At 43.5% G+C, this 26,439-nt stretch carries 22 protein-coding genes; 17 read left to right on the forward strand and 5 right to left on the reverse strand.

The window, feature by feature from the left end; translation table 11 throughout:
• Positions 1 to 11: 11 nt before the first annotated feature.
• From IGI82_RS05685 to IGI82_RS05735, 11 genes are all read left to right on the forward strand, one after another.
• Positions 12 to 1,481, forward strand: coding sequence for an ABC transporter substrate-binding protein (locus tag IGI82_RS05685; protein WP_005225517.1), 1,470 nt, complete (start codon positions 12 to 14; stop codon positions 1,479 to 1,481).
• 278 nt (positions 1,482 to 1,759) lie between these two features.
• Positions 1,760 to 2,380, forward strand: coding sequence for a DUF624 domain-containing protein (locus tag IGI82_RS05690; RefSeq protein ID WP_074535016.1), 621 nt, complete (start codon positions 1,760 to 1,762; stop codon positions 2,378 to 2,380).
• Positions 2,373 to 4,121: a sensor histidine kinase gene (locus IGI82_RS05695; RefSeq protein ID WP_087627158.1), complete on the forward strand. Its 1,749-nt coding sequence runs from the start codon at positions 2,373 to 2,375 to the stop codon at positions 4,119 to 4,121. The genes IGI82_RS05690 and IGI82_RS05695 overlap by 8 nt, the downstream gene beginning before the upstream one ends.
• Positions 4,114 to 5,598 carry a response regulator transcription factor gene (locus IGI82_RS05700; RefSeq protein WP_005225520.1) on the forward strand — a complete coding sequence of 495 codons (1,485 nt, stop codon included), beginning with the start codon at positions 4,114 to 4,116 and terminating at the stop codon, positions 5,596 to 5,598. Before IGI82_RS05695 ends, IGI82_RS05700 begins: the two co-directional genes overlap by 8 nt.
• 107 nt (positions 5,599 to 5,705) lie before the next feature.
• Positions 5,706 to 6,305, forward strand: a complete 600-nt coding sequence (locus IGI82_RS05705; protein WP_005225521.1) for a YczE/YyaS/YitT family protein — start codon at positions 5,706 to 5,708, stop codon at positions 6,303 to 6,305.
• A gap of 188 nt (positions 6,306 to 6,493) precedes the next feature.
• Positions 6,494 to 7,714, forward strand: a complete 1,221-nt coding sequence (locus IGI82_RS05710; protein ID WP_010747782.1) for an MFS transporter — start codon at positions 6,494 to 6,496, stop codon at positions 7,712 to 7,714.
• A gap of 123 nt (positions 7,715 to 7,837) precedes the next feature.
• Positions 7,838 to 9,169: an APC family permease gene (locus tag IGI82_RS05715; protein ID WP_087627159.1), complete on the forward strand. Its 1,332-nt coding sequence runs from the start codon at positions 7,838 to 7,840 to the stop codon at positions 9,167 to 9,169.
• Entirely contained in the window at positions 9,166 to 10,125 is a 960-nt protein-coding gene (locus IGI82_RS05720; protein ID WP_015509314.1) for a D-2-hydroxyacid dehydrogenase, read from the forward strand. Before IGI82_RS05715 ends, IGI82_RS05720 begins: the two co-directional genes overlap by 4 nt.
• 168 nt (positions 10,126 to 10,293) lie before the next feature.
• Positions 10,294 to 11,325: a YibE/F family protein gene (locus tag IGI82_RS05725; protein ID WP_438841855.1), complete on the forward strand. Its 1,032-nt coding sequence runs from the start codon at positions 10,294 to 10,296 to the stop codon at positions 11,323 to 11,325.
• Positions 11,322 to 12,083, forward strand: a complete 762-nt coding sequence (locus tag IGI82_RS05730; protein ID WP_438841856.1) for a YibE/F family protein — start codon at positions 11,322 to 11,324, stop codon at positions 12,081 to 12,083. The genes IGI82_RS05725 and IGI82_RS05730 overlap by 4 nt, the downstream gene beginning before the upstream one ends.
• Positions 12,084 to 12,100: 17 nt before the next feature.
• Positions 12,101 to 12,622, forward strand: coding sequence for a GNAT family N-acetyltransferase (locus IGI82_RS05735; RefSeq protein WP_086294879.1), 522 nt, complete (start codon positions 12,101 to 12,103; stop codon positions 12,620 to 12,622).
• A gap of 82 nt (positions 12,623 to 12,704) precedes the next feature.
• Here IGI82_RS05735 and IGI82_RS05740 read toward each other — a convergent pair whose 3' ends face one another.
• Entirely contained in the window at positions 12,705 to 13,703 is a 999-nt protein-coding gene (locus IGI82_RS05740; RefSeq protein ID WP_081116594.1) for a LacI family DNA-binding transcriptional regulator, read from the reverse strand.
• 254 nt (positions 13,704 to 13,957) lie between these two features.
• Between IGI82_RS05740 and IGI82_RS05745 the strand changes: the two genes are divergently transcribed.
• From IGI82_RS05745 to IGI82_RS05760, 4 genes are all read left to right on the forward strand, one after another.
• Positions 13,958 to 15,229: an extracellular solute-binding protein gene (locus IGI82_RS05745; RefSeq protein WP_438841857.1), complete on the forward strand. Its 1,272-nt coding sequence runs from the start codon at positions 13,958 to 13,960 to the stop codon at positions 15,227 to 15,229.
• Between the two features lie 139 nt (positions 15,230 to 15,368).
• Positions 15,369 to 16,604 (forward strand): carbohydrate ABC transporter permease, encoded by a 1,236-nt coding sequence (locus IGI82_RS05750; protein WP_096742849.1) that lies wholly within the window; start codon positions 15,369 to 15,371, stop codon positions 16,602 to 16,604.
• A 1-nt stretch (position 16,605) separates the two neighbouring features.
• Positions 16,606 to 17,460 (forward strand): sugar ABC transporter permease, encoded by an 855-nt coding sequence (locus IGI82_RS05755; RefSeq protein WP_438841858.1) that lies wholly within the window; start codon positions 16,606 to 16,608, stop codon positions 17,458 to 17,460.
• Between the two features lie 9 nt (positions 17,461 to 17,469).
• Positions 17,470 to 19,536 (forward strand): beta-galactosidase, encoded by a 2,067-nt coding sequence (locus IGI82_RS05760; protein WP_087627165.1) that lies wholly within the window; start codon positions 17,470 to 17,472, stop codon positions 19,534 to 19,536.
• 84 nt (positions 19,537 to 19,620) lie between these two features.
• On the opposite strand, the gene IGI82_RS05765 is transcribed toward IGI82_RS05760, so the two are convergent.
• Complete coding sequence (locus tag IGI82_RS05765) at positions 19,621 to 21,135, reverse strand: flavocytochrome c (protein WP_438841859.1); 1,515 nt, start codon at positions 21,133 to 21,135, stop codon at positions 19,621 to 19,623.
• 573 nt (positions 21,136 to 21,708) lie between these two features.
• Here IGI82_RS05765 and IGI82_RS05770 point away from each other — a divergent pair.
• Positions 21,709 to 22,431, forward strand: coding sequence for a metal ABC transporter ATP-binding protein (locus IGI82_RS05770; protein ID WP_010747795.1), 723 nt, complete (start codon positions 21,709 to 21,711; stop codon positions 22,429 to 22,431).
• A gap of 1 nt (position 22,432) precedes the next feature.
• Complete coding sequence (locus IGI82_RS05775) at positions 22,433 to 24,190, forward strand: metal ABC transporter permease subunit (protein ID WP_005225531.1); 1,758 nt, start codon at positions 22,433 to 22,435, stop codon at positions 24,188 to 24,190.
• Positions 24,191 to 24,218: 28 nt separating this feature from the next.
• Here the strand turns inward: IGI82_RS05775 and IGI82_RS05780 are convergent, their stop codons facing one another.
• The 3 genes from IGI82_RS05780 to IGI82_RS05790 form a co-directional block, all read right to left on the reverse strand.
• On the reverse strand, positions 24,219 to 24,392 hold the full coding sequence (locus IGI82_RS05780; protein WP_010747796.1) for a hypothetical protein: 174 nt from the start codon (positions 24,390 to 24,392) through the stop codon (positions 24,219 to 24,221).
• Positions 24,393 to 24,526: 134 nt separating this feature from the next.
• Positions 24,527 to 25,387: a metallophosphoesterase gene (locus IGI82_RS05785; protein ID WP_208788186.1), complete on the reverse strand. Its 861-nt coding sequence runs from the start codon at positions 25,385 to 25,387 to the stop codon at positions 24,527 to 24,529.
• A gap of 173 nt (positions 25,388 to 25,560) precedes the next feature.
• On the reverse strand, positions 25,561 to 26,277 hold the full coding sequence (locus IGI82_RS05790) for a hypothetical protein (RefSeq protein WP_159160321.1): 717 nt from the start codon (positions 26,275 to 26,277) through the stop codon (positions 25,561 to 25,563).
• Positions 26,278 to 26,439 lie beyond the last annotated feature (162 nt).

A 26,439-nucleotide genomic window follows, 5' to 3' on the forward strand; every position in this document is an offset into this window, starting at 1 on the left:
AGGAAACAAAAATGAATTTGTGGAAAAAAACAGCTTTTGCTGGGATGGCCGCAGCGGCAACTTTGGGAATGGCTGCCTGTGGATCGAACGGCGCAACATCCGATTCAGAAAACAATGCAGACGGCGTAACGACTTTATTGATGTATCAAGTCGGGGACAAGCCAGAAAACTTTGATCAATTAATGGAGATCGCCAATAAACGCATTGAAGAAAAAACCAACGCTCGCATCGATCTGCAGTATATCGGCTGGGGTGATTGGGATCAAAAAATGAGTACCATCATTTCATCGGGTGAAAACTACGATATTTCCTTTGCCTCAAACTATGTTGCGAATGCGCAAAAAGGCGCGTATGCAGATTTGACGGAGTTAGCACCAAAATATGCCAAAGAAGCGTATGATCAATTAGACGAATCTTATATCAAAGGCAATACGATCGACGGAAAATTATATGCCTTTCCAGTCAACGGCAATATTTATGCCCAACAAGTCTTGACCTTCAATAAAGAGTATTTAGATAAATATGATTTGGATATCAGTGGGATCGAATCTTATGCAGATGCCGAAGACGTGTTGAAGAAGTTTAAAGAAGAAGAACCAAACATCGCACCGTTTGCGATCGGACAAACCTTTAATGTTTCTGGAAACTATGATTATGTGATCGGGAAAGATTACCCATTTGCTGTTAAATTGGACGGCGATACAACGAAGATCATCAATCAATACGAAGATGATGAACAAATGGAAAACTTGAAATTGATGCACAAATGGTACAACGAAGGCTTGATCCCAACTGATGCAGCCACTAATACGACTGGTTACCCATTAGAAGGCAACACATGGTTCATGCGTGAAGAAACCCAAGGACCAATGGATTACGGCGATACGATCTTAAGCAATGCCGCAGGTCATGAATTGGTTTCACGTCCAATCACGAAACAATTAAAATCAACAGGCCAAGCGCAAATGGCAAACTTTGTCGTAGCGAATGTTTCGAAAAACAAAGAAAAAGCAGTGGAAGTGTTGGGCTTGTTGAACAGCGATCCTGAATTGTTGAATGGATTGGTTTGGGGTGTTGAAGGCGAAGCATGGGAAAAAATCGAGGGCGAAGACAACAAAATCCGTCTCCTTGATGGCTACTTGCCAAATACCCGCATGGCTGCTTGGAACACTGGGAACAACATGATCCTTTATACACAAGAATCCATCACAGACGATATGATCAAAGAGCGTGATGAAAATATTGCTAACGCTGAAGCATCACCAATCTTAGGGTTCAACTTCAAGACTGATAATGTGAAAACAGAAATCACGAATATCGCCAATGTCATGAATCGTTACAAAGCAAGTTTAGCAACCGGAACGATCGATCCAGAAGAAAATGTTCCGAAACTAAACGAAGAATTAAAAACCGCTGGCTGGGAGAAGGTCCGCGATGAAATGCAAAAACAATTTGATGAGTATCGTGCAAGCCAAGAATAAGCAATAGGCGCCGCTCACCAATCAATAGATCAAGTAAGCCGGAGGCTAAACGCATCAGGACCAATGGTTCCCACGTCTAGCTTCTGGCTGCTTTTTCTTTAAAGTAAATAGCGAAATCTTTGATGAAAAAATAACGTTACTTTTGTTTTTTAACCTTCAAGCAGCAAGCATGGAGCATCTAAAACGTACATAGCATTAAAAGATTCTCAGGTAGCTTGAGTAGGAAGCTAAAATCATGCTACATTTTCGATAGGGAACAAATAAGGGAGGAATTTTAAATGGAAGAAACAGCAAATAGTGGGTTGGTCAAGGGCTTTCGCTTGATTTGGGCGATCGTGAAGTTGAATTTGTTTTTCGTCGTCTTGACATTGGCAGGTGGCGGAATCTTAGGGATCGGTCCAGCGTTTCATACCATTAGTACTTTGATCCATGAAGACGGACTAAATTATGAGCATCAAAGCTTTCGCAGCGCATGGCGCATTTGGCGCAGCGTCTTTGTCAAAGCCAATAAACAGTTTTATCTTTTCTTCCTACTGACAGGTTTCTTAGTGTATAACTTGTATTTAGCTACCCAGATCCAAGGCTTGATTTGGCTGATGATCTCTTTTGTTTTAGTTGTCGTCAGCGGATTGAGTATCTTACTGTACTTACTAAGTGTGGTTTTTGACACATCCTATGAGATTTCCTTGTGGAATAACCTGAAATTGTCCTTCGTGTGTCTGTTTCTTCATATGGCGACCTTTCTAAAATTGTTAGTGGGGATTGCCAGTATTTTCGCTTTTACTTGGATGATGAAAGGGCTCTTGCTCTTTGGAACCTTCAGTCTATTGATTTTGTGGTGCCACGTGGCGATCAGTCAGGAAAAAACCGTCATAGATCGGGACTTGGCACATGACTAAGCAGCGCTTTCGTTTGTTTAAACATGACTTTTTGATCAATCAGTTGATGCAGTTGTATAGCGTCCTTTTGGTGATCATCTCGATTATTATCATGCTGGTTCTGACGGCATATACTGGGGCAGACCGCTTCAATAGCAGCGAACGCCTCGTGGAAGCTACCAGTATGCAGCTGGATGCATACGTGCAGGATCAAAACGCGGTCGTTTCAACGGTGTTAGGCGAATTTACCAGTTCGGATACTGCTTTTGAATCGCTGCGCAATTATTTACAGCTTTCATTGCCAGACTATTTTTCCTATAGTAATGATATTTTTCGCCAGACGGGACAAAGTGTGTATTTGCCAAACATCCTCTATCGCTTGATCCGTAATCATCCTAGTATCGAAGAGATCATTATTCAACTAGATGAAAGCAATGAGACATTAGTGGCAACCCCAGATACCCCTTATGGAGAAAAACGCAGCGGCAAGCAGATCGATTTGAAAAATCGTCTGTTTTTTGTTCGTTCGATCGCCCAACCAAGTAATTATGCGCAACCGTTAGGGCAAGTCTACGTGATTTTTCACTCAGACGATGTCTTAGCCAATCGACAAGAAGACAACCAAGCGCATGGTATCAACAGTTTTTTGTATACCTCCAATGGTCAGCGACTATACAAGGATGCCGCGAACCTTAGCAAGCAGACCTTAGCGAAAATTGATCAGGCGGTGGCTCATGGAACTATTCACGACACTCTGTCGAAAGACTTTTATATCAAAAAACAAACGACCGTCAGCGGAGAGTTGTCACTGATCTTGTTGTCGAAAGGTGTGATCTGGCGGGATATTTTTTCTAGCGCCATTTGGATCTTTAGCTTTGGGATTGGGATTCTCTTATTGGTCCTATGGGTGCTCCATCGGACCTTCAAGCGCTATACCTCGCAAGTACAGCAGATCGTCTATGCGACGAAAGAAGTCAGTCAAGGGAATTTTGATAAGCGGATCGATACCGCCAATGTCCAACAAGAGCTGAAAGAAATCGCAGAAGCCATCAATCAAATGACTTACAGTATCAACGAGTATATCAAAGATATCTACACGTTAGAGATCAAGCAGCGAGACGCCGATATGCGGGCGCTGCAAGCACAGATCAATCCGCATTTTCTGTATAACACGTTAGAATACATTCGAATGTATGCCTTGAGTCGCAACCAAGAAGAGCTGGCGGATGTCGTCTATGCCTTTTCGGCACTGCTACGGAACAATACGACGCAAGAAAAGACGAAGACCTTAAAAGAAGAAATCGATTTTTGTGAAAAATATGTCTACTTGTTTCAGATGCGCTACCCAGATAAGATCGCCTATCATGTAACCATCGATTCGGCATTAGAACAGTTGGAATTGCCGAAGTTCACGCTGCAGCCGCTTGTCGAAAACTATTTTGTTCACGGCATCGATTATCAGCGCAATGATAATGCCATCAGTATCAAGGCTTATAAAGAAGTCGATCAGATCGTGATTGAGGTCAAAGACAACGGCAAAGGCGCAGATGCACAGCAGTTGTCGATGATCCAAGAAGAACTGCAAAATCAGGAGATCGGAGCCCAAACCTCGATCGGGATCAAAAATGTTCACGAACGGTTGCGGGGTATGTTCAACAGCGCCTATCAAATGGACGTTACATCTCAGGCAGGTGCTGGGTTTACGGTCAAGATCCGCTTAGATGAGAAACGTTTGCAAAGGGGGCATGAGACAGATGTATAAAGCAATGTTCGTTGATGATGAATACATGATCTTGCAGGGGCTGCAAATGATCTTGCCTTGGCAAGAACTGGGCTTTGAGGTGGTGCATACAGCGAAAAGTGCTAGTGAAGCCCTCGAGTACTTGCAAGAGCATTCCGTTGATTTGCTGATCACGGATATTCGGATGCCAGAAATGAACGGCATCGATATGATCCGCCAAGCACAAGCGTTTGGGAATCGATTTTTCTCGATCATTCTATCAGGCTATCAGGAGTTTGCCTTTGTCAAACAAGGCATGGCGTTAGGTGTGCGTAATTATCTCGTCAAACCTGTTAACAAAGAAGAACTACGCAGCAGTGTACAAGCAATTGCAGCTGAGTTAGAGGAGCAGCAAAAACTGTTGGCAGAAAAAGAACTGTATCAAGAATCAAGCCTGCTGCTTTGGTTGAATGATGAATTGAACGAAAGCGAGTACCTCCATTTGCTGGCGCAACAGCGGGTGCCACTAGCAGCACCCTTTACCGTTTTGCAGTTCAATGGGACTGCTGAGATCTTACAAAAAATCACGACGTTTTTTCAGCAACACGATCAGCCATTGATCTTACCAGGGCGATTAGATGAAAACCAAGTGATCATTACTGCTGCTGGACCAAGGCAGCAAATCAACGCTGATCTAAAAGCACTGGCACAGCAGCTCAATAGTACTGACTGGCAGTTGATTATGAGTGAGACCATCAACGAGTGGGAGAATTTGTATAAAGCCTATGAAAAAATCAAACAGGTTCAGTCACTGCAAGCCTTCTACCCAGATCTGTTCTTACAAGAACAGACGATCCACGTGGATATTTTAGAGCGAAACGAAGAACTCCCGTTTCTGTCTTTTAACAAAGCACTGACCATTGGGGATGTCAAAACGATCCAACATGAGCTGGATAAAATGTTCGCTATTTTGGAACAAACCCAAGCAGACCCTGAGCATGTTCGCTATGTTTCGTTCTTGTTGTTCAACGATATTTATCGGCAGTTACCAGTACTTTCTCATGAAAACCATGAACAGATTTTGGCACGGATTCGTGAGTCTAATACACTGGCAGATTTGCGGCAGCTCTTTGATGATGTGCTGGAGCTGGCGAAATCGCAGCCACCGCAAAAACGCTATTCGGAGATCGTTCAAAAGACGATCCAACTGATCGAAGAAGGCTATACCCATGATTTGACGGTCAAATCAGCGGCAGAAGAACTGCATGTCAGCGTCGTTTATTTGGGCCAGCTCTTTAAGAAAGAAACGGAAATGAGTTTTAATCAGTACGTCAATCTGGTGCGGATCAAGCAAGCCCAGCAGCTGCTGCTTCATTCGAAAGCCACGATCAGTGAGATCGGCGATCGTATTGGTTACAACAATACCAACTATTTTTCCAAAATGTTTAAGAAATTGAATGGTCTGACCCCCAAAGAGTTTCGCGATACCTATGAACAGCATTATGAATCCCTTGATTGAATTTAGATTTCTTCAAAAAAAATCTGGTTTTTGTGATTAAATGATAGTAATTGTGACGCTTTCACGGTAAACTAAGAGAGGAAAAATAAAGAAGAGAGCGTGATGTTGTGAAAGAAACCAAAAAATTTGCACAAGTTTTGATAGGTACCGGGCTGATTGCGTTGGCCATTTCCTTATTGATCACCGCCCATCAAGGTTATGATACGATCAGTACGTTTTTACTAGGAATTTTGAATTTCGTCGATGTCCCTTTTTGGATTGCCAGTTTGTGTTTTAATATTATTGTTTTGTTGATCGTTGCAGTCTTTGATCGTGCTGAATTAGGCATTGGCAGTTTTATCAATGGGATCGGATTAGGCCTGTTGATTGGGATCTTTGAACCAGTGATGGACAAAGTATCGATTCATTTGCCTTTTTATCCTTGGATCGCTATTTTCGCTGCACCGATCTTATTTGGGATCGGCGCTGGTATCTACGTTTCTTCCAACAAAGGATCAGCGGCTTTAGAAGCCTTGACGGCCTTAATCTACAAACGAAGCAAATTGACGCAAAAAACGATCCGTATCGGCTTGGATGCTGCCATGGTCTTGATCGGTTTTGCGTTAGGCGCCAGTGTTGGGTTAGGTACTCTCTTGTGTATCGTCTTTATTGGCCCAATCTTTGAAGCCACCATGAAAACCATCGCTGCTCGGAAGAAAAACGCCTAGCCTTGAGAATAAGTCGGAAAAAGCTGTCTGTGAGGACAGCTTTTTTGCTGCTTCCATTTAAGGGAATTATCTGAAGGAAGAAAAATGCTGATTTCCTTAAGATTCTCTGGGTAAAAAAAGTGTTTTCTCCATGGTTACTGTCTTATTGGACTTGGTATACTGATAAGACGAGTAAAGGAGAAGTGAAAATGAAAAGTTATCGTTCGACGATTGCGGCTTGCTTTGTAGGGTACATCGTTCAAGCCGTCATCAATAATTTTGCCCCCTTATTATTTTTGACCTTTCAAAGCCAATACCAGCTACCGATCAGCCAGATTACTTTGCTGGTTAGTTTTAACTTTTTGACCCAGTTAGCCGTCGATTTTGCAGCAATCTTTTTTGTAGACCGCATCGGCTATCGAGTGTCGATCGTAGCCGCGCATTTTTTTGCAGCGATCGGCTTGATTGGTCTAGCCGTTTTTCCCTTATGGTTTCCGACCCCGTTTAGCGGATTGTTAGCAGCGGTTTTGTTGTATGCCATTGGCGGTGGCTTGCTGGAAGTCTTAGTCAGTCCCATCGTTGAAGCCTGTCCAACGGAACATAAGGAAAAAACGATGAGCATGCTGCACTCGTTTTATTGCTGGGGGTACGTGGGGGTCGTTTTGTTCTCAACTGCGTTCTTCATGGTGTTCGGTATTCAACAGTGGCCGATTTTGGCGATCATCTGGGCGCTGATCCCGTTGGTCAATTTGTTTTTCTTTACCAAAGTCCCGTTGGCGCCAATCGTTGCCGAAGGAGAACGAGGGTTGACCACTCGGCAGCTCTTTTCCTTGAAAAGCTTTTGGCTGTTTCTGGTGATGATGGTCTGTGCTGGAGCCAGCGAACAAGCAGTCAGCCAATGGGCATCGACCTTTGCCGAACAGGGCTTAGGCGTTAGTAAGACGCTAGGCGATTTAGCAGGGCCAATGGTTTTTGCCTTGATGATGGGGATCTCCCGCTTGCTTTACGGCAAGTTTGGGGAACGCATCGATTTGAAACGCTTTATGTTTTTGAGTGTTTTGCTTTGCCTACTGGCGTATATGATGATCGGCTTTGCTTCATTGCCATTGATCGGGTTCCTTGGCTGCGGCTTAAGCGGTTTTGCCGTAGGGATCATGTGGCCAGGGGTCTTTAGTCTTTCTGCGCAATACATTCGCAACGGCGGAACGGCGCTATTTGCTTATTTGGCATTAGCAGGAGATTTAGGGTGTTCAATCGGACCCGCTGTCGTCGGCAGTATCGTCGAATGGACGGGACAACAGTTGCAGGTTGGGATTCTAGGGGCGATCGTTTTCCCGATCATCTTGCTGGCAGGAATTTATTTGGTTCAACAAATGCACAAAAAACGACAGCTTCCGTTGCTGGTTTTTCAAGAATCCACAAAAGAATAAAAAAATTTTGGAGCAAATGCCGTCTTTTCATGGTATTTGCTTTTTGTTTTCTGAAATTCCTCTAGTCAAGATAGTTTCTATCCGCTATACTTTGACTTATTCATTTAAAAAGGAAGTGATGTTGTGAAAAGTCAATTGAAAAAAGAAATCAGTTTTTTTGGGGCATTATCGACAGTAATGGGAACGGTGATCGGCGCCGGCGTGTTTTTCAAAGCAGCGGCTGTGGTCCAGCAGACCCAATCCACCGGTTTGACATTGTTGGTCTGGCTGCTTGCCGGCTTTCTAACGATTTGCGGCGGTTTGACGGTGGCGGAGTTAGCGACGGCGATTCCTGAGACTGGCGGACCCATTCGATATATTGAAAGAATTTATGGGAAATTACCCTCCTTTTTATTAGGCTGGGCACAAAGTATCATTTACTTTCCAGCAAACGTGGCGGCTTTAAGTATTATTTTTGCGACCCAGTGTTTGAACTTATTTCATCTACCCAGCAATTATTTGCTTCCTTTATCGATTTTGACCGGAACGAGTGTGACATTGATCAATCTTTTGGGAACAAAAGCCGCTGCTCAAGTCCAGTCCGTCACGTTAGCAGTCAAGCTGATTCCGATTGCGGTGATCATCGTGGCGGGCCTGTTGACACCAGGGCAAGTATCGGTCTCATTGGTGAATTTTTCTTCCAATACTCAAGGATCGCTTGCAGCTGGCATCAGTAGTGCCCTCTTAGCAACCCTTTTTGCTTATGACGGCTGGATGGGAGTCGGTAATGTCGCTGGGGAAATGAAGCGACCCGAAAAAGATTTACCAAAAGCCATCATCTTTGGATTGAGTTTTGTTACCTTGGTGTATGTGTTGATCAATGTTGCCTTTTTAAAAACATTGCCGATCGATCAAATCGCTGGTAATTTGAACAGTGCCTCAGAAACTGCGATGGCCTTGTTTGGCAGCTTTGGCGGAAAACTGGTCACGATCGGTATCCTGATCTCTGTGTATGGCGCATTGAACGGCTATACAATGACTGGCTTGCGGGTCCCATATGCCATGGCGTTGGAAGATGAGATTCCTTTCAGCAAGACCTTTGCCACTTTAAGTAAAACCACCAATGCACCCTATGCGGCGGCTTTTTTACAATTAGGGATCGCGTGTATCATGATGCTTTTAGGCACCTTTGATCTCTTGACCGATATGCTGGTTTTTGTTATGTGGTTCTTTAGTGTATTATTGTTTGTAGGAGTTTTTCGTTTGCGAAAAACAGAACCGCAGATGAAGCGTCCGTATAAAGTTCCCTTCTATCCAATCATTCCCTTGATTGCGATCTTAGGTGGCTGTTTTATCTTGATTATGACCTTGATCACTGACACGTGGTTAGCAGTCGTGGGAATTGGCGTGACGTTACTAGGAATTCCCGTTTTTTATGGAAAAGCAAAAGGAAAAGCGAGAGGAGCGAAAGAATGAAGATCGTTGTACTTGATGGCTATGCGTTGAATCCAGGAGATTTGTCTTGGCAAGGGTTTGAAGAATTAGGAGAGGTGACGGTGTATGATCGTACCTCGTATACAGATAAACAAGAAATTATTGAGCGAATCGGCGATGCCGAAGCAATTTTGACAAATAAAACACCGATCACCGCAGATGTGCTCAAAGCATGTCCGCAATTGACCTACATTGGGGTCTTGGCAACTGGATACAATGTCGTTGATTTGGCAGCAGCGAAGGAACAGGGAATCACCGTGACCAATATTCCTAGCTACAGTACCAATGCAGTGGCACAAGCGACCTTTGCTTTGCTGCTGGAAGTGACGAATCAAGTGGGACACCATAATCGTTCCGTGCATCAGGGCGACTGGCAAACCAGCAAAGATTTTTCTTATTGGCAGACACCATTGATGGAATTGGCAGGCAAAACGATTGGGCTGATTGGATATGGTGCGATTGCTCAAGCAGTTGCCACGATCGCTCATGCGTTTCAGTTGAAGGTGATCTACTTTAATCATCGACCAAAACCAGCACAAGCAGATTGGGCAAAACAAGTTTCGCTGGCGGAATTGTATCAAGAAGCAGATATCATCAGCCTTCATGTTCCGCAGTTTCCTGAGACAGAAAAAATGATCGATCGCACAGCATTGGCACAAATGAAATCTTCTGCGATCCTGATCAATACCGCCCGTGGCGGCTTGATCGATGAAGCGGCAGTTGCTGAAGCACTGCAAACAGGGCAGATCGCAGCCTTGGCGGCAGATGTCGTTTCAAAAGAACCGATCGCAGCTGACAATCCCTTATTACAGGCGCCAAATTGCTATTTGACACCGCATATCGCTTGGGCACCCGTCGAAACGCGGCGTCGTTTGATGGGGATTGCTGTGGCGAACTTAAGCGGCTTTAAAGCAGGTACACCGCAAAATGTCGTGTAAGCAAAACGAGCAAGTAAAAGGACTTTGACAAAACAGGCGACTAGCAAAGCAGTTAGTCTCGCCGACACAGTAACCATTTCGACCAGTCATCCAGCCTCACAAGGTGATCGGTCGTAGGACTGGGGGTTTGTCTAAGTCTTTTTTTGCTGAAAATGAAAGGAGACGATCTTGAAAAAGTATTATTATCTAGCGGCCTTTGTTAGCGTGCTGGTCTTGAGCTGGCTGATCCAAACCCAAAGCAGCCGCTTTTATGCACAGCCGATCATAGAAGTACAAACGGTTCAAGTCACCGCCGACCAGCAGCAGATCCAAGGGATCGTTCGTAACGGAGAAGAAGCTGGGGTACTACGGACAGTCACTACGCAATACACCCCCAACGGTGCGATTCATCCGTTGTATCAGACCGGACAACAGCTGCTTTTGCAAAAAGAAGGGGATGGCTGGCAGGTACAAGCACAAAAACGGGATGGGTATCTCTTTTTCTTCCTTGCCTTATTTTTGATGGCAGTAGTCGCAATTGGTGGCAAAAAGGGCTTGCGGGCTTTACTTAGTATCTTTGTGAATACTTGCTTGCTGCTCCTTTTTCTTTGGTTTCACAAAGGCAACAGCTCCTTTTCATTGGTCTTTTTGATGATCGTTTTTACGATCGTCTCGTTGGTTTTGACGATGGGGATTTCCTATGGCTTTCGTACGATCGACAGCCGCAAAATCATTGCCTCGTTAGCCAGCGTCCTCTTGGCGTTTTTTCTCTGTCGGTTCGCCATGGATCTTTTGCAAGATCATGGGTTGCGCTATGAAGAAATGTCGTTTCTGACCCGTCCGTATCGCAGTGTCTATCTAGGGAGTCTGCTGATTGGCGCGATTGGTGCCAGCATGGACAATATTGTCATGCTGATTGCCAGTCTAGATGAGATCCAGCGCATCAATCCCCAGACTAGCCGCAAGGAACGATTAGCGATCGGTCGGTCCATCGCGCAAGATACGACTTCTTCGATGATCAATGTCTTGTTGTTTGCTTATTTAAGTGGGAGTATGCCAGCGCTATTGTTTTACCTAGCAAATGGCTGGCTGCTGTCGCAAGCATTGCCGATGCATCTTTCTTTAGAAATAGTGCGTACATTATGCGGCGGCTTTGCGCTGGTTTTATCGGTACCGTTGACGCTCCTTTGCTTTGAACTACAAAGGAGGAAAGCAAGATGAATGTTTTGTTTGTGTTGAGCTTGCTTTTTCTCTTGCTGACTTTCACTGTTTTTCGGATCGAAGGGCTGTTTCAAGTCACTGGTCTGTTTATGAATGTGGCTGTCTTTCTAGCGCTGCTGGTCCTGATTGACCGAGGGGCACCGATTTTACCAGCGGCTTGTGTTGCCTTTTTAGCCGTGGCGGCGATCACCTTGTTTTTCGTGAACGGCGTCAATCAGAAAACCAAAATTGCCTTTGTCTGTGTGTTGGTCTTTCTAGGGCTTTTTCTACTACTATTTCCGCTTGTGCTCGCTGCAATGAATCTGCATGGGTTTTCGGCAGAGGAACTGGATGAGTTGGCGATGTATTCCTTTGATGTAGCCATCGATTTTAAGACATTGATGACTGCGATCATTTTGATGAGTTTTTCGGGGGCGGTGGCAGATGGGAGTATGGCAATCAGCACTGCGACCTATGAACTTTTTCAAGCAAACCCGCAAGTCTCGATCAAGGCATTAAGTAAAAGTAGTATGACCGTGGTATCAGACGTATTGTCTTCAACGATCAATACCTTATTGTTTGCCTTTATGGGAAGTAATCTGGCGTTGATTGCGTGGTTTCAAGATTTGTCGATCTCCTTTGGTGAAATGGTCAATTCGAAGGCGTTCGTCTCAGAATTGGTCGTTTGTTTGGTCACGGGTCTGGCAGCGGTGATTATTTTACCCATCACCGCATGGGCAGCAAGTTGGTATTTTTTGAAAAGAAACCGAATGGAATAGGAAGGGGCGCAACCACCATGGAACCACTAATTGAAACTAAGCGATTAGTCCTGCGAGAAATGAGTCATGACGATCGACCAGCGATTGAAAAGATTTTGCAAGATCCAGAAGTGATGATTGCCTATGAAGGACCCTTCAGTGAGCAAGAAGTCACTGGTTGGATCGACAAACAGCTGCAACGCTATCAAAACGATCACATTGGCTTGTGGCTAGTGATTGAGAAAGCATCCGGGCAAGCGATCGGTCAATGCGGGTTGACATGGCAAGACGTCAAGGGAGAAGCCGTTTTAGAAATTGGGTACTTGTTTCAAAAGAACTTCTGGCATCATGGGTTTGCCACAGAAGCCGCCCAGGCTTGTAAAGGCTATGCGTTTGCAACGCTGAATGCCGCCATTGTTTATTCGATCATTCGTGAGACCAATCAAGCCTCCATAAATGTGGCATTGCGCAATGGAATGAAGCTGGTGGATCGCTTTGTCAAACACTATCGGCAAGTGGACATGCCGCATCTTGTGTATGCTGTGGCGAAAGAGATGTGAAAAACGAAAGAATGCTTTTTTCGATTTAGACAATGAAACGCCCTTAGAAAGTTAGCTTTTTCTAACTTTCTAGGGGCGTTTTTTATGCTTGCGTAAAGCTTTTTCGTTCGATGAGTTCAGCCCCTAAAAGGACTGTTTTGGTGATCGCTCGAGGATGAACGATCTGATCCACCAATAAATCGATCGCGGTTTTGGCGATTTCCTCCACATCAATTTTAAACGTTGTTAGAGGGGGAGCCACAAATTTTGCGATCTCATTGTCGTTGATACTGATTAATTCCAAGCGATCAGGAATGATGATGGATCGTTCATTTAACGCTTGGAGCACACCAACTGCGATGGTGTCAGAAGCCACAAAGAGCGCCTCTGGCAAATTGTCACCAAGGGATTCCACCATTTTTTTCGCCAAACGATAGCCGGTTTCAACGGAAAAATTGCCACCACTAAATAAGAACGCCTCATCGAGCGCATCTCGACGAGCCAGCGTTTGACGGAAGATGACCTCGCGACTATCCATTTCTGCACGTTGGGTATCAGGATTTAGATAAGCACCACCAATAAAGCCGATCTTTCGGTATCCTTTTGTTAAAAATAGATCGATCGCCAGTTGCGTCATTCGATCAGTATCAGGTTTGACCGTATCGAACAGCTCTGGACAGGGGTTGATTTCCAAAAGGACGCCATAGGGGCAAACGGATTTGAACTGCTGCGTTTCTTTCTCAGTGAAAGAGCCAATCCCAATAAATCCGGCGACTTCTTGCAGTGTTTCTAAAACATCATCTTCATGGGTGATCAGTTGAATTTCCAAATTGTTGATTTTCGCATATTTTTCTAAAGAGATACGCAATTGTCGAAAATAGACATCTTGCAGCTCTTCTTGTTCTGTCAGCCAGAAAAGGACGGCGATTTTTTCTAGTGTTGTTTTTATTTTTGAGCGATCATAACCTAGTGATAAAGCGGTATGAATAATTTTTTGACGCGTATCGGCTGCGATCGACAACGATTCGTCGCCTTTCAATAATCGGGAAACAGTCGCTTGTGAAAAGCCTGATTGCTCGGCAATTTTTTTTATTGTAACCAATCTTCTTCACCTCTTTCTTCTAGTATACGCTAACAACTTTACCAAGTAAATGAATTTACTAAATATATTTACTCAATAGTGAAAGTTTAGAGCGTGGAGGTATTTTGAAAAATTATTTGTGAGATAAACCTTGATTTTATCCGTTTATTTACTCCGTTGGAGAAATTAATTTAGTAAAACTATTTACATATTAAGTAAAATAATTTATTATAAACGAGAAGATAGCGTTTGCAAAATAAAGAAAAGGTGGAGAAATGATGATGAAAAAAATGTCTCGAGTTCTTTTTTTAAGTGTAGCAGCTTTAGGATTAGGTGCTTGCGGTCCACAAAGTGAAGGGACAGATAGTACTGCAGCAAATAGTGGCAGCGATAAGGACTATGATTTATTGGTCTGGGAAGACCAAGCAAAATCAGTTGGGATTGAAGAGGCAGTCAAACAATTTGAAGAAGAACACGATGTGACGATCAAAGTGGTCGAAAAAGCCTATGGTGGACAGATCGAAGATTTACGATTGGATGGACCCGCTGGTACAGGTGCGGATGTCATCACGATTCCTGGCGATCAAATCGGTACAGCCGTTACCGAAGGTTTGTTGAAAGAATTAACAGTCGATCAAACGCTACAAGAGCTGTATACAGAATCAGCAATGCAATCGCAAATCGTTGACGGCAAAGTCTACGGCTTACCAAAAGCGGTTGAAACACAAATTTTGTATTATAACAAAGAACTAATTTCCGAAGAAGACTTGCCACAGACAACGGATGAGTGGCTGGAGTATTCCAAGTCTGTTTTAGGGCCTGATAGCTATGGTCTATTGGCTCAATGGGATCAAATTTACTATGCCCAAGGTGTTCTTGGTGGTTATGGTGGGTATGTATTTGGTACGAATGCAGACGGTTCTTATAATCCAGAGGACATCGGTCTGGCAAATGAAGGCGCGATCGAAGGAGCTGACTATATCCAAAAATTTTATGATGAAGGTGTCTTTCCTCCAGGAATCGTTGGGGAACAAGGTATTAATGTGATTGATTCACTCTTTACAGAAGGGAAAGCGGCAGCCGTGATTTCTGGTCCTTGGAATTTAGCTCCTTTTCAAGAAGCTGGTATTGATTTTGGAGTTCAGGAATTGCCATTGCTGGCCAATGGAGAACATATGGGCTCCTTTATCGGTGTCAAAAGCTACAACGTAAGTAGCTATTCCCAAAACCCTGAATTAGCTGAAGCATTCGTCAAATTTATCAGCAATGAAGAAAATTCAAAAGTTCGTTATGAAAAAACACAGGAAGTACCAGCAGTTGCTGCCTTAGCGGAAGATTCTACAGTACAAGAAAGTGAAAGTGCCGCAGCCATTGCCGCTCAATCTCAATATGCAGAGCTAACACCAGGAATTACCGAGATGAACTCGGTATGGGAACCAATTGATGCCGCATTACAAACCATTGCTACTGGAAAGGCTGAACCGAAAACAGCTTTACCACAAGCAGTCGAACAGATCAAATCAGCCATTGCGGCAATTCAAAACTAGAAAGTCGTCTCAAGGACAAACGTTTCGGGTGGTCATTCATCATTAGGAATCAAGTAAGGCCGAACGAAACGTTTGTCAGCGGCTTTTTCTTACAGGGGGCGAAAATGTGAAAAACACGCAGTCGTATGCAAAACGAGCAATGCTATTCTCGATAATACCAGGATTCGGTCAATTTTATAATCGGCAAAAAATCAAAGGCGCTTTATTTTTCTTCTTTTTTGCTATGTATCTTGTCGTCTTTAAAGATTTATTTAATATGGGACTTTGGGGCATCGTGACATTAGGCGTGGAAGTGCCGAGAGACAATTCCATCTTTTTATTAGCAGAAGGATTAGTTGCCTTGATCGTCATCGGTTTTGGTCTGTTGTTCTATTATTTAAACATCCGTGATGCCTATAAAAACGGAGAATTAAGAGACAATGAGCTACCAGTCAACTCTATCCGTGAAAGCTACCAGGCACTATTAAGAGAAGGCTATCCTTATTTAATGAGTAGCCCAGCATTTTTCTTACTCGCGTTTTCTGTTATTTTTCCGATTCTCTTTAGTATCGCGTTAGCTTTTACGAACTATGATCTGTATCATTCTGCACCCGCCAATTTAGCAGATTGGGTGGGATTAGAGACCTTTAAGAAGATTTTTACTGTCGATATTTGGCGTAGTACCTTCTTCAATGTTCTGGGCTGGACAGTTATCTGGACCTTGATCGCCTCAACGTTACAAGTTTCTATCGGAATATTTTTAGCGGTGCTGGTGCATCAAAAAGAACTACGATTCAAAAAGTTCTTTCGAACGATTTTGATCCTCCCATGGGCAGTTCCGGGATTTGTTACGATCTTGGTGTTTTCAGGAATGTTCAATGATTCCTTTGGTGCGATCAATCATTCGATTTTGAATTTCTTCCAGATTTCACCGATTCCTTGGCTAACGAGTGCGAATTGGACCCGTTTAGCTTTGCTACTGATTCAAGGCTGGCTAGGCTTTCCGTATATTTTTATCGTGACTACAGGGACGCTGCAATCCATTCCGGATGATTTGTATGAGGCGGCGACCATCGATGGTGCTTCAGCTATGCAAAAATTCCGCCGAATCACATTGCCATTACTGCTTTATGCAATGGCACCGATTTTGATTACGCAATATACGTTTAACTTCAACAATTTCAATATCATTTATCTGTTTAATTCTGGTGGACCGGCAGTTCCTGGTTCGACCGCTGGTGGTACTGATATTTTGGTTTCGTGGATCTATAAGCTCACGATGCAAAATAGTCAATATGCATTAGCAGCAGCGTTGACGATTCTCTTATCGATCGTCGTGATTGCGATTGCTTTATGGCAATTCCGCCGAACAAATTCATTCAAGGAGGTCGGTTGATATGAATACTACTAGTATAAAAAAACAAAAAATACTCCGTCTTTCCTTGACGTACTTGCTCTTAACGTTGTCTGTGATCGTAATTATCTACCCATTGCTGTGGGCTGTGGGGGCAAGTTTTAATCCGGGAAACAGTTTAGTAAGTACGAGCTTGATTCCAGCTAACCCAACATTAGGGCATTATCAAAAACTATTTGCAGGGGATAATTCTTTGTATTATGTCCAGTGGTATTGGAACTCATTGAAGATTGGAGTCATGACCATGTTCTTGTCACTGATTTTTGTCTCCATGACGGCGTATTCCTTTTCACGATTTCGTTTTACAGGCCGTAAAAATGGGTTGATGCTGTTCTTACTACTACAAATGATCCCGCAGTTCTCTGCCTTGATCGCAATTTTTGTATTGGCGCAAATGCTCGGCTTGATCAATAGCCATCGGTTGCTGATCTTGATTTACGTTGGGGGCCAGATTCCCATGAACACGTACTTATTGAAAGGGTATTTTGACTCGATCCCGTTAGATTTAGACGAGAGTGCCAAGATAGATGGCGCAAGCAATACGCGAATATTCTGGCAAATTTTGATTCCTTTATCACGACCAATGCTGGCAGTCGTTGCCATGAATGGCTTTACTGGACCACTTGGAGACTTTGCCCTGTCTTCTGTGATTTTACGTAATCCTGAGTACTATACATTACCCATCGGGTTATACAAATTAGTCACGGATAAAATGGGAGCCAGCTATACAACTTTTGCGGCAGGGGCTATTTTGATCAGTATTCCGATCGCGCTCGTCTTTATTGCATTACAAAAACATTTTGTCTCCGGTTTGACCGCTGGTGGCACAAAAGGATAGGAAGAGAAGATGACAAGATATAACTTAGAAGAACGCTTTTTACATGGTGGGGATTATAATCCTGACCAGTGGCTAAATTATCCCGAGATCTTAGCCAAAGATTTAGAACTAATGGAAAAAGCTCATGCTAATACATTTTCCCTTGGTATTTTTGCTTGGAGTGCCTTAGAGCCAGCAGAAGGGGTGTTTCAATTTGAATGGTTAGACAAAATCATGGATGAGCTCGCCGAACGAAACAGCAACGTCATTTTAGCGACGCCAAGCGGCGCGCGTCCTGCCTGGTTGTCTAAAGCATACCCTGAAGTTCTACGGACCAATGAAAAACGGGAAAAAATGTTACACGGCGGGCGTCACAATCACTGCTTTTCTTCACCGATCTATCGTGAGAAAGTGGCGATCATCAATCGGAAATTAGCTGAACGCTACCACGATCACCCAGCACTATTGATGTGGCATATTTCCAATGAGTATTCTGGAGATTGTCATTGTCCCATTTGCCAAGAAAACTTTCGTCAGTGGGTCAAGCAGAAGTACCAAACATTAGCAGCCTTGAATGAGGCCTGGTGGGGACCTTTCTGGAGTCATACCATCACCGATTGGTCGCAAATCGAATCTCCTTCACCGATCGGCGAAATGCAAGTTCATGGACTAAATCTAGACTGGCATCGTTTTGTGACCGATCAGACCATTGATTTCTATGAACATGAGATCAAAGACATTCGTCGTTTGTCTCCAGATGTACCGATCACAACGAATTTCATGGCAGATACCCGAGATTTGATTCCCTTTTATAGCCTTGATTATGGAAAATTTGCCCAGCATGTAGATGTCATTAGTTGGGATTGTTATCCTGCTTGGCATAATGATTGGGGAACGACCGCTGATTTGGCAAGTAAGGTTGGGTTTATCAATGATCAGTACCGTAGCTTGAAAAAGCAACCCTTTTTGATCATGGAATCAACCCCTAGTGGTGTGAATTGGCATCCAGTCAATCGCACGAAACGCCCCGGGATGCATCTGTTGTCTTCTATGCAATTTATTGCTCACGGTTCAGATAGTAATCTTTATTTCCAATGGCGAAAATCTCGAGGCTCATCTGAGAAGTTCCATGGGGCCGTCGTGGACCATGACAACGACGAACAGAATCGTGTTTTTCAAGATGTAGCAGAAGTGGGAAAAGCCTTAGAAGAAATCAAAGAAATCAAAGGATTGCACAAAAAAGCCAAAGTGGCGATCATCTATGATTGGGATAACAATTGGGCGCTCAATGATGCGCAAGGTTTTGGTTTGGAGAGCAAACGCTACCCACAAACGTTGCAAGAGCATTATCGCTATTTTTGGGATCATGACATCGCGGTTGATGTCATCACGAAAGACCATGACTTTGACTCTTACCAATTGATCATCGCTCCGATGCTTTACCTTTTACCAAAAGAAACTATGAAAAAGTTTCAACAGTATACGAAAAATGGCGGGACGCTGGTTTCCACTTATTTGACGGGGATCGTGAATGAAACGGACTTGACCTATTTAGGGGGCTGGCCTCAAGAGTTAGAAGAACTGTTTGGTGTGTCTGTGAAAGAAATCGATACGTTATATCCGAAACAAAAAAATCTGCTTTTAATGAAGGAGCAGCAGTACCAAATTCATGATTATTGTAGTGTTGTTCAAACAAACACTGCCCAAACGTTAGGGGTCTACGGTGCTGATTTTTATCAAGGTCAAGCTGCAGTGACCGTAAATGATTATGGTGAAGGAAGTGCCTACTATCTTGGGGGACGGACGGATCAAGCCTTTTTGGAAGACTTCTATCAAGAAGTAACACAACAGCTTCGCATACAAAATGAGTGGGTCCGTCAAGGTTCAACGAACGTGTCGATCCAAAGTAGAGAAAGTCAGCAAGAGCAGCTCGCTCCGACCACCTATTATTTTGTGATGAATTTTTCCGAAGAAAATCAAGAAGTAGAGGTAGCAACTACAGGAATCGATTTGCTTACTGGAAAAACGACAAACCAAAAGCTTCAGTTGGCGCCTTATGAGGTGCAGATTATCAAAGTGACAGCACCAGATCAATAAAGACTATTGTGTCAATTATATGAAAAAAGAAGTACTTACGTTGATGAAAAAAAACGTAAGTACTTCTTTTTTATAGAGAGTGTTTTAATTTTCTTGCGCAAATTCGGCAGCTTTTGTTCCTGCTTGGCGTCCGAAGATGATGATATCGGCAACGGCATTACCGCCAATTCGGTTTTCACCATGCAACCCACCAGTTACTTCACCGGCTGCAAAAAGACCTGGAATGATCTCGTTATCCGTAGCGATCACTTCTGTGTTGGTGTTGATCTTCACGCCGCCCATCGTGTGGTGGATACCAGGAGCGATGGCAATGGCATAGTAAGGTCCTGTTGACAAATCGTTGTCCATTGCTGTGCTGCGTCCAAAGGCTTCGTCTTCACCAGCAGCTACACTGCTGTTCCACGTAGCGATCGTGTCAGCAAGCGCTGCTTCTGGCATGTCCAATTCTTTTGCTAATTCTTCGATCGTGTCAGCGGATTTGACTAACCCTTGTTGCTCGTAAAAATCAATGGCTGTCACGCGTTCTTTGACACCTGCATCAAAAACTAACGTTGCTGATTTTTCAGGTAGGGCAATGATCGCTTCAGAGACTTTGTCTCGTGTTTCCATTTCATTGAAGAACCGTTCGCCTTCTTGATTGACCAAGATCGCGCCTTCTCCACGGACAGCTTCAGTGATTAACAGTGATTTAGACTGATCCACTGTTGGGTGGATTTGGATTTGCTCTAAATCAACCGTTTGTCCACCTAATGCTTCGATCATTTTGATCCCATCACCAGTCGAACCCTCTTGGTTCGTTGTCACGTAGTCTGCCAATTCTGGTTTGTATTCGGTGATCATGTCGAAATTGGCACCGAAACCGCCTGTTGTAACGACAACTGCTTTGGCATCAATGATTTGTTCGGTTCCTTCTACTTCAACGGTCACCCCGTTGACTTGACCATCTTCTTCATTGATTTCTTTGACATCGGCATTCACAAAAATTGGGATTTCCAATTCATGGATGTTGCGCATCAAGCCATCAACTAAGTATTCCCCAACAGCGGAACCATCCGATGGACGGTGCGTTCTTTTTTCACTCATCCCGCCAGTCGTTGTTAAGTTGTCTAAAGTGATACCCATGGAATCTAACCAATCGATCGCTTCTGCTGAATGATCCACAAAGTAGCGCAACAATTCTTCATCATTGGTTTTGTGACCGCCAGCTAATGTTTCTTCATAAAATAGATCGTTTGAATCTTCGATGCCTTCTGCTTCTTGGAATTTGGTTTCTGAAGCGTTCATTCCTGCTGAAGATTTCAATGTATTCCCACCAGAAATTGGCATTTTTTCTAAAATAACTGGGTTTGCGCCAGCTTCTTTTGCTTGGATCGCAGCGGCCATTCCAGCGCCACCTGCACCGACGATCACGACATCGTAGCTGTCTGCAAGTTCGCTAGGGTCTGTGTATTCTTGACCAGATGCAGCAGAAGTTGCATCTGTTTCTTCATTAGCAGATGAACCAGTACTTGAGCTGCTGCTTGTTTGTGAATCAGCGCCACAAGCACTCAAAGTTGCTAACGAGGTTAGGACTAATAGTGTTTGGAAAATTTTCTTCATTGTTTTTATTCCTCCTAAAACTTTTTCCAAATCAAAGACTAACATAGTTGTCATGTTATTTTTAGCTTTTGTTCGAAAAATCACATAATAATTAGAAAAGTTTAATTTATAAAGCGTTTTAGTCGAGATGAAAGGGTTTCTTGGTCATCATAAAAAAGAGTGAATTCGTGAATTTATGGAAATAGAAGAATTATTGATTCTTTGATTTGTTTGATATTAATCATGAAGGGAGAAAGCAAAGAGGCTTTGATTAGCCTCTCTTCTGTTATTGAAAAAACGTACGTCACTGAGGTGCCGAGGAATGATCTCTTTTATTAAGAATAAATCAAATGCTTTGCGATCAAAAGATAGAAAGAAATTGATGGTATCCGTGTTTGTGGGCACCAATTTTTACTCAATAAATAAAGATAGAACCTTAGTTTTAAAGAGTCATTGCCAAGAAACTGTGGTGTTTCTTAAAAAAATCAAGAGAACTGTCTTGCAAAACAAATCCTTTCTTGTATAATAAAAATAAGTTAGGTCTACCTAAAAAATAAATAAACTATCCTTAACTATGGAAATGGAGTGAAAATAATGATTACTTTTTCAGAAATATCCGCAGCCTATGATGGCGATCATCAAGTGATCTCGGATTTGTCGTTTCAAGTAGAAAAACCGTCGATCGTAGGGATCATTGGTCCAAATGGGGCAGGGAAGTCGACGCTGATCAAAGCGGCGTTGAAATTGATCCCTTCCAGTGGGAACATGAGTGTCGACAAAAAAGCGTTAAAAGACTTTCAAAAGGAAATTGCCTATGTCGAACAAAAGACCGCGGTTGATTACACGTTTCCGATCACAGTCAAAGAAGTCGTATCTTTAGGCTTGTATCCTAAGATGGGCATGTTCCAAAGGATGTCGGCAAACGATTGGCAGAAAGTGACAGCCGCTCTGGCAGCGGTAGAAATGGAATCCTTTGCGGAACGTCAGATTGGGGAATTGTCCGGCGGGCAGTTTCAGCGGGTCTTGATTGCTCGAACGTTGGTGCAAGATGCCAACTATATTTTCCTCGATGAGCCCTTTGTAGGGATCGATGCCACCAGTGAAGCGATCATCGTCGGCCTGTTGCGTAACTTGCGAGATGCTGGCAAGACGATTTTTATCGTTCACCATGATCTGGGGAAAATCACCGAATACTTTGATTACTTGGTTCTGCTCAATCAAACCCTGATCGCTGCGGGACCAGTCAGTGAAGTCTTTACCGAGAGCAATTTGAAGCAAACATTTGGCGATGCGATCATCGTGAAAGGAGGCGTTTAACATGTTGACAAGCTTTTTTACGAGTTTAAGTAACTATCATTTCTTGCAAAATGCCTTGATCACGGCAGTCGCGATCGGGATTGTGGCAGGGGTGATCGGTTGTTTTATTATCTTACGAGGGATGTCCTTGATGGGGGATGCAATCTCTCATGCGGTCTTACCAGGGGTAGCCTTGTCTTATATCTTCGGCGTTCATTTTTTTGTCGGGGCGATCTTCTTTGGGATCTTGGCTTCCATGATCATTACCTATATCGCCAATAACAGCCTGATCAAAAGCGATACGGCGATCGGTATCACCTTTAGTTCGTTTCTAGCTTTAGGGGTTATCTTGATTGGAGTAGCAAATAGTTCGACTGATTTGTTTCACATTTTGTTTGGGAATGTGCTAGCGGTGCAAGACAGCGACAAATGGCTGACGATCGCTATCGCTATCCTTGTGCTGGCAGTGATCATCCTCTTCTTCCGTCCACTGTTGATCACGTCTTTTGATCCGATGATGGCAAAGGCCTTTGGGATGAAAGTGCAAGCCTATCACTATTTATTGATGTTCTTGTTGACTTTGGTTTCAGTGACAGCGATGCAAAGCGTCGGAACGATCTTGATCGTGGCTCTGTTAGTCACTCCAGCAGCAACGGCTTATCTTTATACAAAACAATTGAAGCATATGATGGTCATCGCAGGGGTTTTAGGTGGTTTCGCCTCATTTATCGGCTTGTTTATCGGGTATAGCTTTAATATTGCCGCAGGATCAAGTATCGTTTTGACCGCAGGAGCCTTTTTCGTGATCGGTTTCTTGTTCTCACCAAAACAAAAGACCAGTCCAGTCAAACGCTGGTCAGCGACGGCGGTTTTAGCAACGGCAGCTGTAGCTGGTGGCTTCTTTTTGGCACAGCAAAACGGACAGATGGCCCAAACAGAAGGGAAACTTTCAGTAGTAGCGACCAATTCGATCATTGCTGATATTACGGAAAACATTGCCGGTGATCGAATCGATCTTCACAGTATCGTACCAGTGGGGCGTGATCCCCATGAATATGAACCTTTAGTGGAAGATGTTCGAAAAGCGACCGATGCCGATCTTATCCTTTACAACGGCTTGAATCTAGAAACTGGCGGCAATGGCTGGTTTACCAAATTGATGAACAATGCCAATAAGGTAGAAAATGAAGATTACTTTGCCGTCAGTGATGGCGTGGATGTGCTTTATCTTTCTGATGATGAAGACCACAGCAAAGCCGATCCTCATGCCTGGTTAAATCTAGAAAACGGTATGATCTATGCCCGCAACATTGCTCAACGCTTGAGCGAAAAGGACCCTGACAATCGCTCTTTCTATGAAGAAAACCTTGAACGCTACTTGGCTTCATTAGAAGAACTGGATCAGCAAGCGAAGGAAAACTTCCAATCGATTCCCGAAGAGAAGAAATTGATCGTCACCAGTGAGGGAGCCTTCAAATACTTCTCCAAAGCCTACGGTGTACCGTCTGCCTATATCTGGGAAATCAATACCGAAGAAGAAGGAACCCCTGCGCAAATCAAGAACTTAGTGGATCAGCTGCAAAACTCAGCCGTCGCTTCCTTGTTTGTCGAAAGCAGCGTCAATACTCGTCCGATGCAAAGTGTTTCTCGTGATGCAGGTATTCCGATATTCGGAACCGTCTTTACCGATTCGATTGCAGAACCGGGAGAAGAAGGCGACAGCTACTATAACATGATGAAGTGGAATCTCGATACGATTTATCAGGGCTTGAATCAATAATGCAAAAAACATCCTTAGCTCGTTCTGGCTAAGGATGTTTTTTCGTCGTATTTTTGTGCTGGAGAAAAGCAAAGAGATAAAATCCGCAGCCCATCAAAGCAGCAAGAAAAGCGATGACAGGAAAGTACAACCCCTGACCGTATACATAGGCTGTATAAGCGAAGAAGGCGATCAAAAACCAAAGCGTTCCCGAGATGAGCATTTTTTGGTTCCTCCTAATTGTTGAAAAGTGTTTATTTAGTATATTTTAACACGGTAGGCGCAAAAAGAAAATCAGTGAATCGAACGTTTGCTGAAACGATTCGCTGATTTTTTCCCAATTACACCGCTGAACAGTTAAGAAACGTTCAGTTGCTGTTGCGGTTCTAAATGGTAATAAAGGATCTCAGGTGGGACACCGAGTCGGGCGGGAATCTTGGTCATACCAACCCCGCTGGAAACACTTAATAAGGTCTCATTGCCTAAAAGGTAGAGCCCATCGGTATATTTCAACGCGCCCTTTGTTTTCGCATAATAAAAAGGCAAGCGAATCTGCCCGCCATGGCTATGGCCAGAAAGAATCAAGTCGTAGTTTGGCAGATTGGTGATCCGAGAAACATAATCGGGTTCATGGAGCAAAAGCAGCTGCCACTCTGCTAAGGTTGCTTCATAGGTAAAACTGACTTTCGGACTTTCTATATCGATACCGACAATATTCATCGACGTCTTGTCATCAGAACCAAAAACCGACTCATTATCAAGTAAGGTAAACCCTGCATGCTGGTATATTTCCTTAACAAAGTAATGCCCGTCATTCAAATGGTCATGGTTCCCCATAACTGCGATCTTACCCAGAGGCGCTTGCAATTTTTTCAGCTTTTCGATCAGTCGCTTGGTTGAACGATGCGGCCATTTTTTATAATTATCGATCAGATCCCCCGTGATGATGATCAGATCCGGCTTGTTTTGGATCGTTGATCGAATGATGCGATTCATTCGCCGTGGTTTGTACCAACGAGAAAAATGAAGGTCGCTGATATGGGCGATCACGAGATTGTTTTCTGCTTGATAAAGATCGTAAGCCTTTGAAATATCTAAGACGGTGCGCTTGTCTTTTTTTATGAGGTAGTGCCGTTGTTTGAGAAGATGCGGTTCAATAATAAAGGAGTAAACTAGCAAGCCCGTAAGGAGGAATGCAATAAGAATGAGGGTGTACATGGCGTGGCTCCTTTTTTGATTTGCTAGTTTCTAGCATAGTAGATTCTTACAAAAAAAGCAATCATGCGAAAGCAAAAATAACAAAAAATATCCATCGTATTTCGTTTGTTTCTTCCATGAAAAAAAGATACAAAAGGGGCTGTAATAGCCGACTTTTGTATCCTAGATCGTAATTATTTGATTTTCACCAAACGTTTAAAGCGTGCTTTGTGTTTGACGGGGATCAAAGCCATGACACAATCATAAGGGACAGAGATGATCGCCCATGCGAGACTTTTACTTGAAGCAAAGGGATAGTTTTGCTTTAAGACAAAATGGCCACTGATCAAGGCAAAACCGATACTGCCGACCCACAGCCATTGCGGGTTCCAATTCGTAAAATGTTGGAGGGCAGTGATGACAAAGGGATAGCCGTAAAAGTACAATGCAGTCAAAACGAAAGTGACGTTTTTGGTTAATTGACGCAGGGTCAGTAAGAAAAATAAGCCAGAAAGAACGATACCCAATGGCGGGAACAGACTAACTAAGAAGGAATACACGATACCCCATACGATCATGCCAGGTCCTTTGACGAGAGCGGCTAAGACAAAGACAAAAAGTAGGAATAAGAGCTGTTGCGAAAAACTTGCTGCTGTCAAAAGTCCGAAGAAACCAACCAATAACCAGTGAGAAAAAGTCGCTGTTTGATTCTTTTGTGGTGTCTGTTGCTGCAATTTTAGCCAGGTAGCAAAATTCGGGAAATCATGCTGGAAATTTCGCTGAAAATCGCTGTTGAATGCTTGATGGGCATTTTGCTGCCGATAGTAATGATATTGATGTTTTAACGTGCCTTTCGTTGCTGCTTTTTGGCCAGAAAAAAAGCGGCCGGGATCAATTTTTGATCGTTCCATATTTCCACCTCCATGCGATTTCGTTACCCTCAGTATAGAGAAAATCAGCTTTGGCGTCCTCCAACTTTGGGCGGATTTTTTTTGCTTGCTGAAAGTTTTCTTAAACTGCTGAAAAAAGCGAAGAGGATTCGTTTCTTAAACCGTCAAAATATGCTAGAGTAT

Origin of the sequence: Enterococcus sp. AZ067 (genome assembly GCF_051715005.1) — a bacterium.
In the GTDB taxonomy this organism is placed as follows: domain Bacteria; phylum Bacillota; class Bacilli; order Lactobacillales; family Enterococcaceae; genus Enterococcus_D; species Enterococcus_D casseliflavus.

Bases quoted from the DNA above. Each gene is read 5' to 3' on its own strand.
- IGI82_RS05695 (WP_087627158.1), top strand. From the start codon at position 2,373: ATGACTAAGCAGCGCTTTCGTTTGTTTAAACATGACTTTTTGATCAAT.
- IGI82_RS05785 (WP_208788186.1), bottom strand. From the start codon at position 25,387: ATGTACACCCTCATTCTTATTGCATTCCTCCTTACGGGCTTGCTAGTT.
- IGI82_RS05685 (WP_005225517.1), top strand. From the start codon at position 12: ATGAATTTGTGGAAAAAAACAGCTTTTGCTGGGATGGCCGCAGCGGCA.
- IGI82_RS05760 (WP_087627165.1), top strand. From the start codon at position 17,470: ATGACAAGATATAACTTAGAAGAACGCTTTTTACATGGTGGGGATTAT.
- IGI82_RS05750 (WP_096742849.1), top strand. From the start codon at position 15,369: ATGCTATTCTCGATAATACCAGGATTCGGTCAATTTTATAATCGGCAA.
- IGI82_RS05745 (WP_438841857.1), top strand. From the start codon at position 13,958: ATGATGATGAAAAAAATGTCTCGAGTTCTTTTTTTAAGTGTAGCAGCT.
- IGI82_RS05730 (WP_438841856.1), top strand. From the start codon at position 11,322: ATGAATGTTTTGTTTGTGTTGAGCTTGCTTTTTCTCTTGCTGACTTTC.
- IGI82_RS05780 (WP_010747796.1), bottom strand. From the start codon at position 24,392: ATGCTCATCTCGGGAACGCTTTGGTTTTTGATCGCCTTCTTCGCTTAT.
- IGI82_RS05735 (WP_086294879.1), top strand. From the start codon at position 12,101: ATGGAACCACTAATTGAAACTAAGCGATTAGTCCTGCGAGAAATGAGT.
- IGI82_RS05710 (WP_010747782.1), top strand. From the start codon at position 6,494: ATGAAAAGTTATCGTTCGACGATTGCGGCTTGCTTTGTAGGGTACATC.
- IGI82_RS05700 (WP_005225520.1), top strand. From the start codon at position 4,114: ATGTATAAAGCAATGTTCGTTGATGATGAATACATGATCTTGCAGGGG.
- IGI82_RS05720 (WP_015509314.1), top strand. From the start codon at position 9,166: ATGAAGATCGTTGTACTTGATGGCTATGCGTTGAATCCAGGAGATTTG.
- IGI82_RS05770 (WP_010747795.1), top strand. From the start codon at position 21,709: ATGATTACTTTTTCAGAAATATCCGCAGCCTATGATGGCGATCATCAA.
- IGI82_RS05775 (WP_005225531.1), top strand. From the start codon at position 22,433: ATGTTGACAAGCTTTTTTACGAGTTTAAGTAACTATCATTTCTTGCAA.
- IGI82_RS05690 (WP_074535016.1), top strand. From the start codon at position 1,760: ATGGAAGAAACAGCAAATAGTGGGTTGGTCAAGGGCTTTCGCTTGATT.
- IGI82_RS05765 (WP_438841859.1), bottom strand. From the start codon at position 21,135: ATGAAGAAAATTTTCCAAACACTATTAGTCCTAACCTCGTTAGCAACT.
- IGI82_RS05790 (WP_159160321.1), bottom strand. From the start codon at position 26,277: ATGGAACGATCAAAAATTGATCCCGGCCGCTTTTTTTCTGGCCAAAAA.
- IGI82_RS05755 (WP_438841858.1), top strand. From the start codon at position 16,606: ATGAATACTACTAGTATAAAAAAACAAAAAATACTCCGTCTTTCCTTG.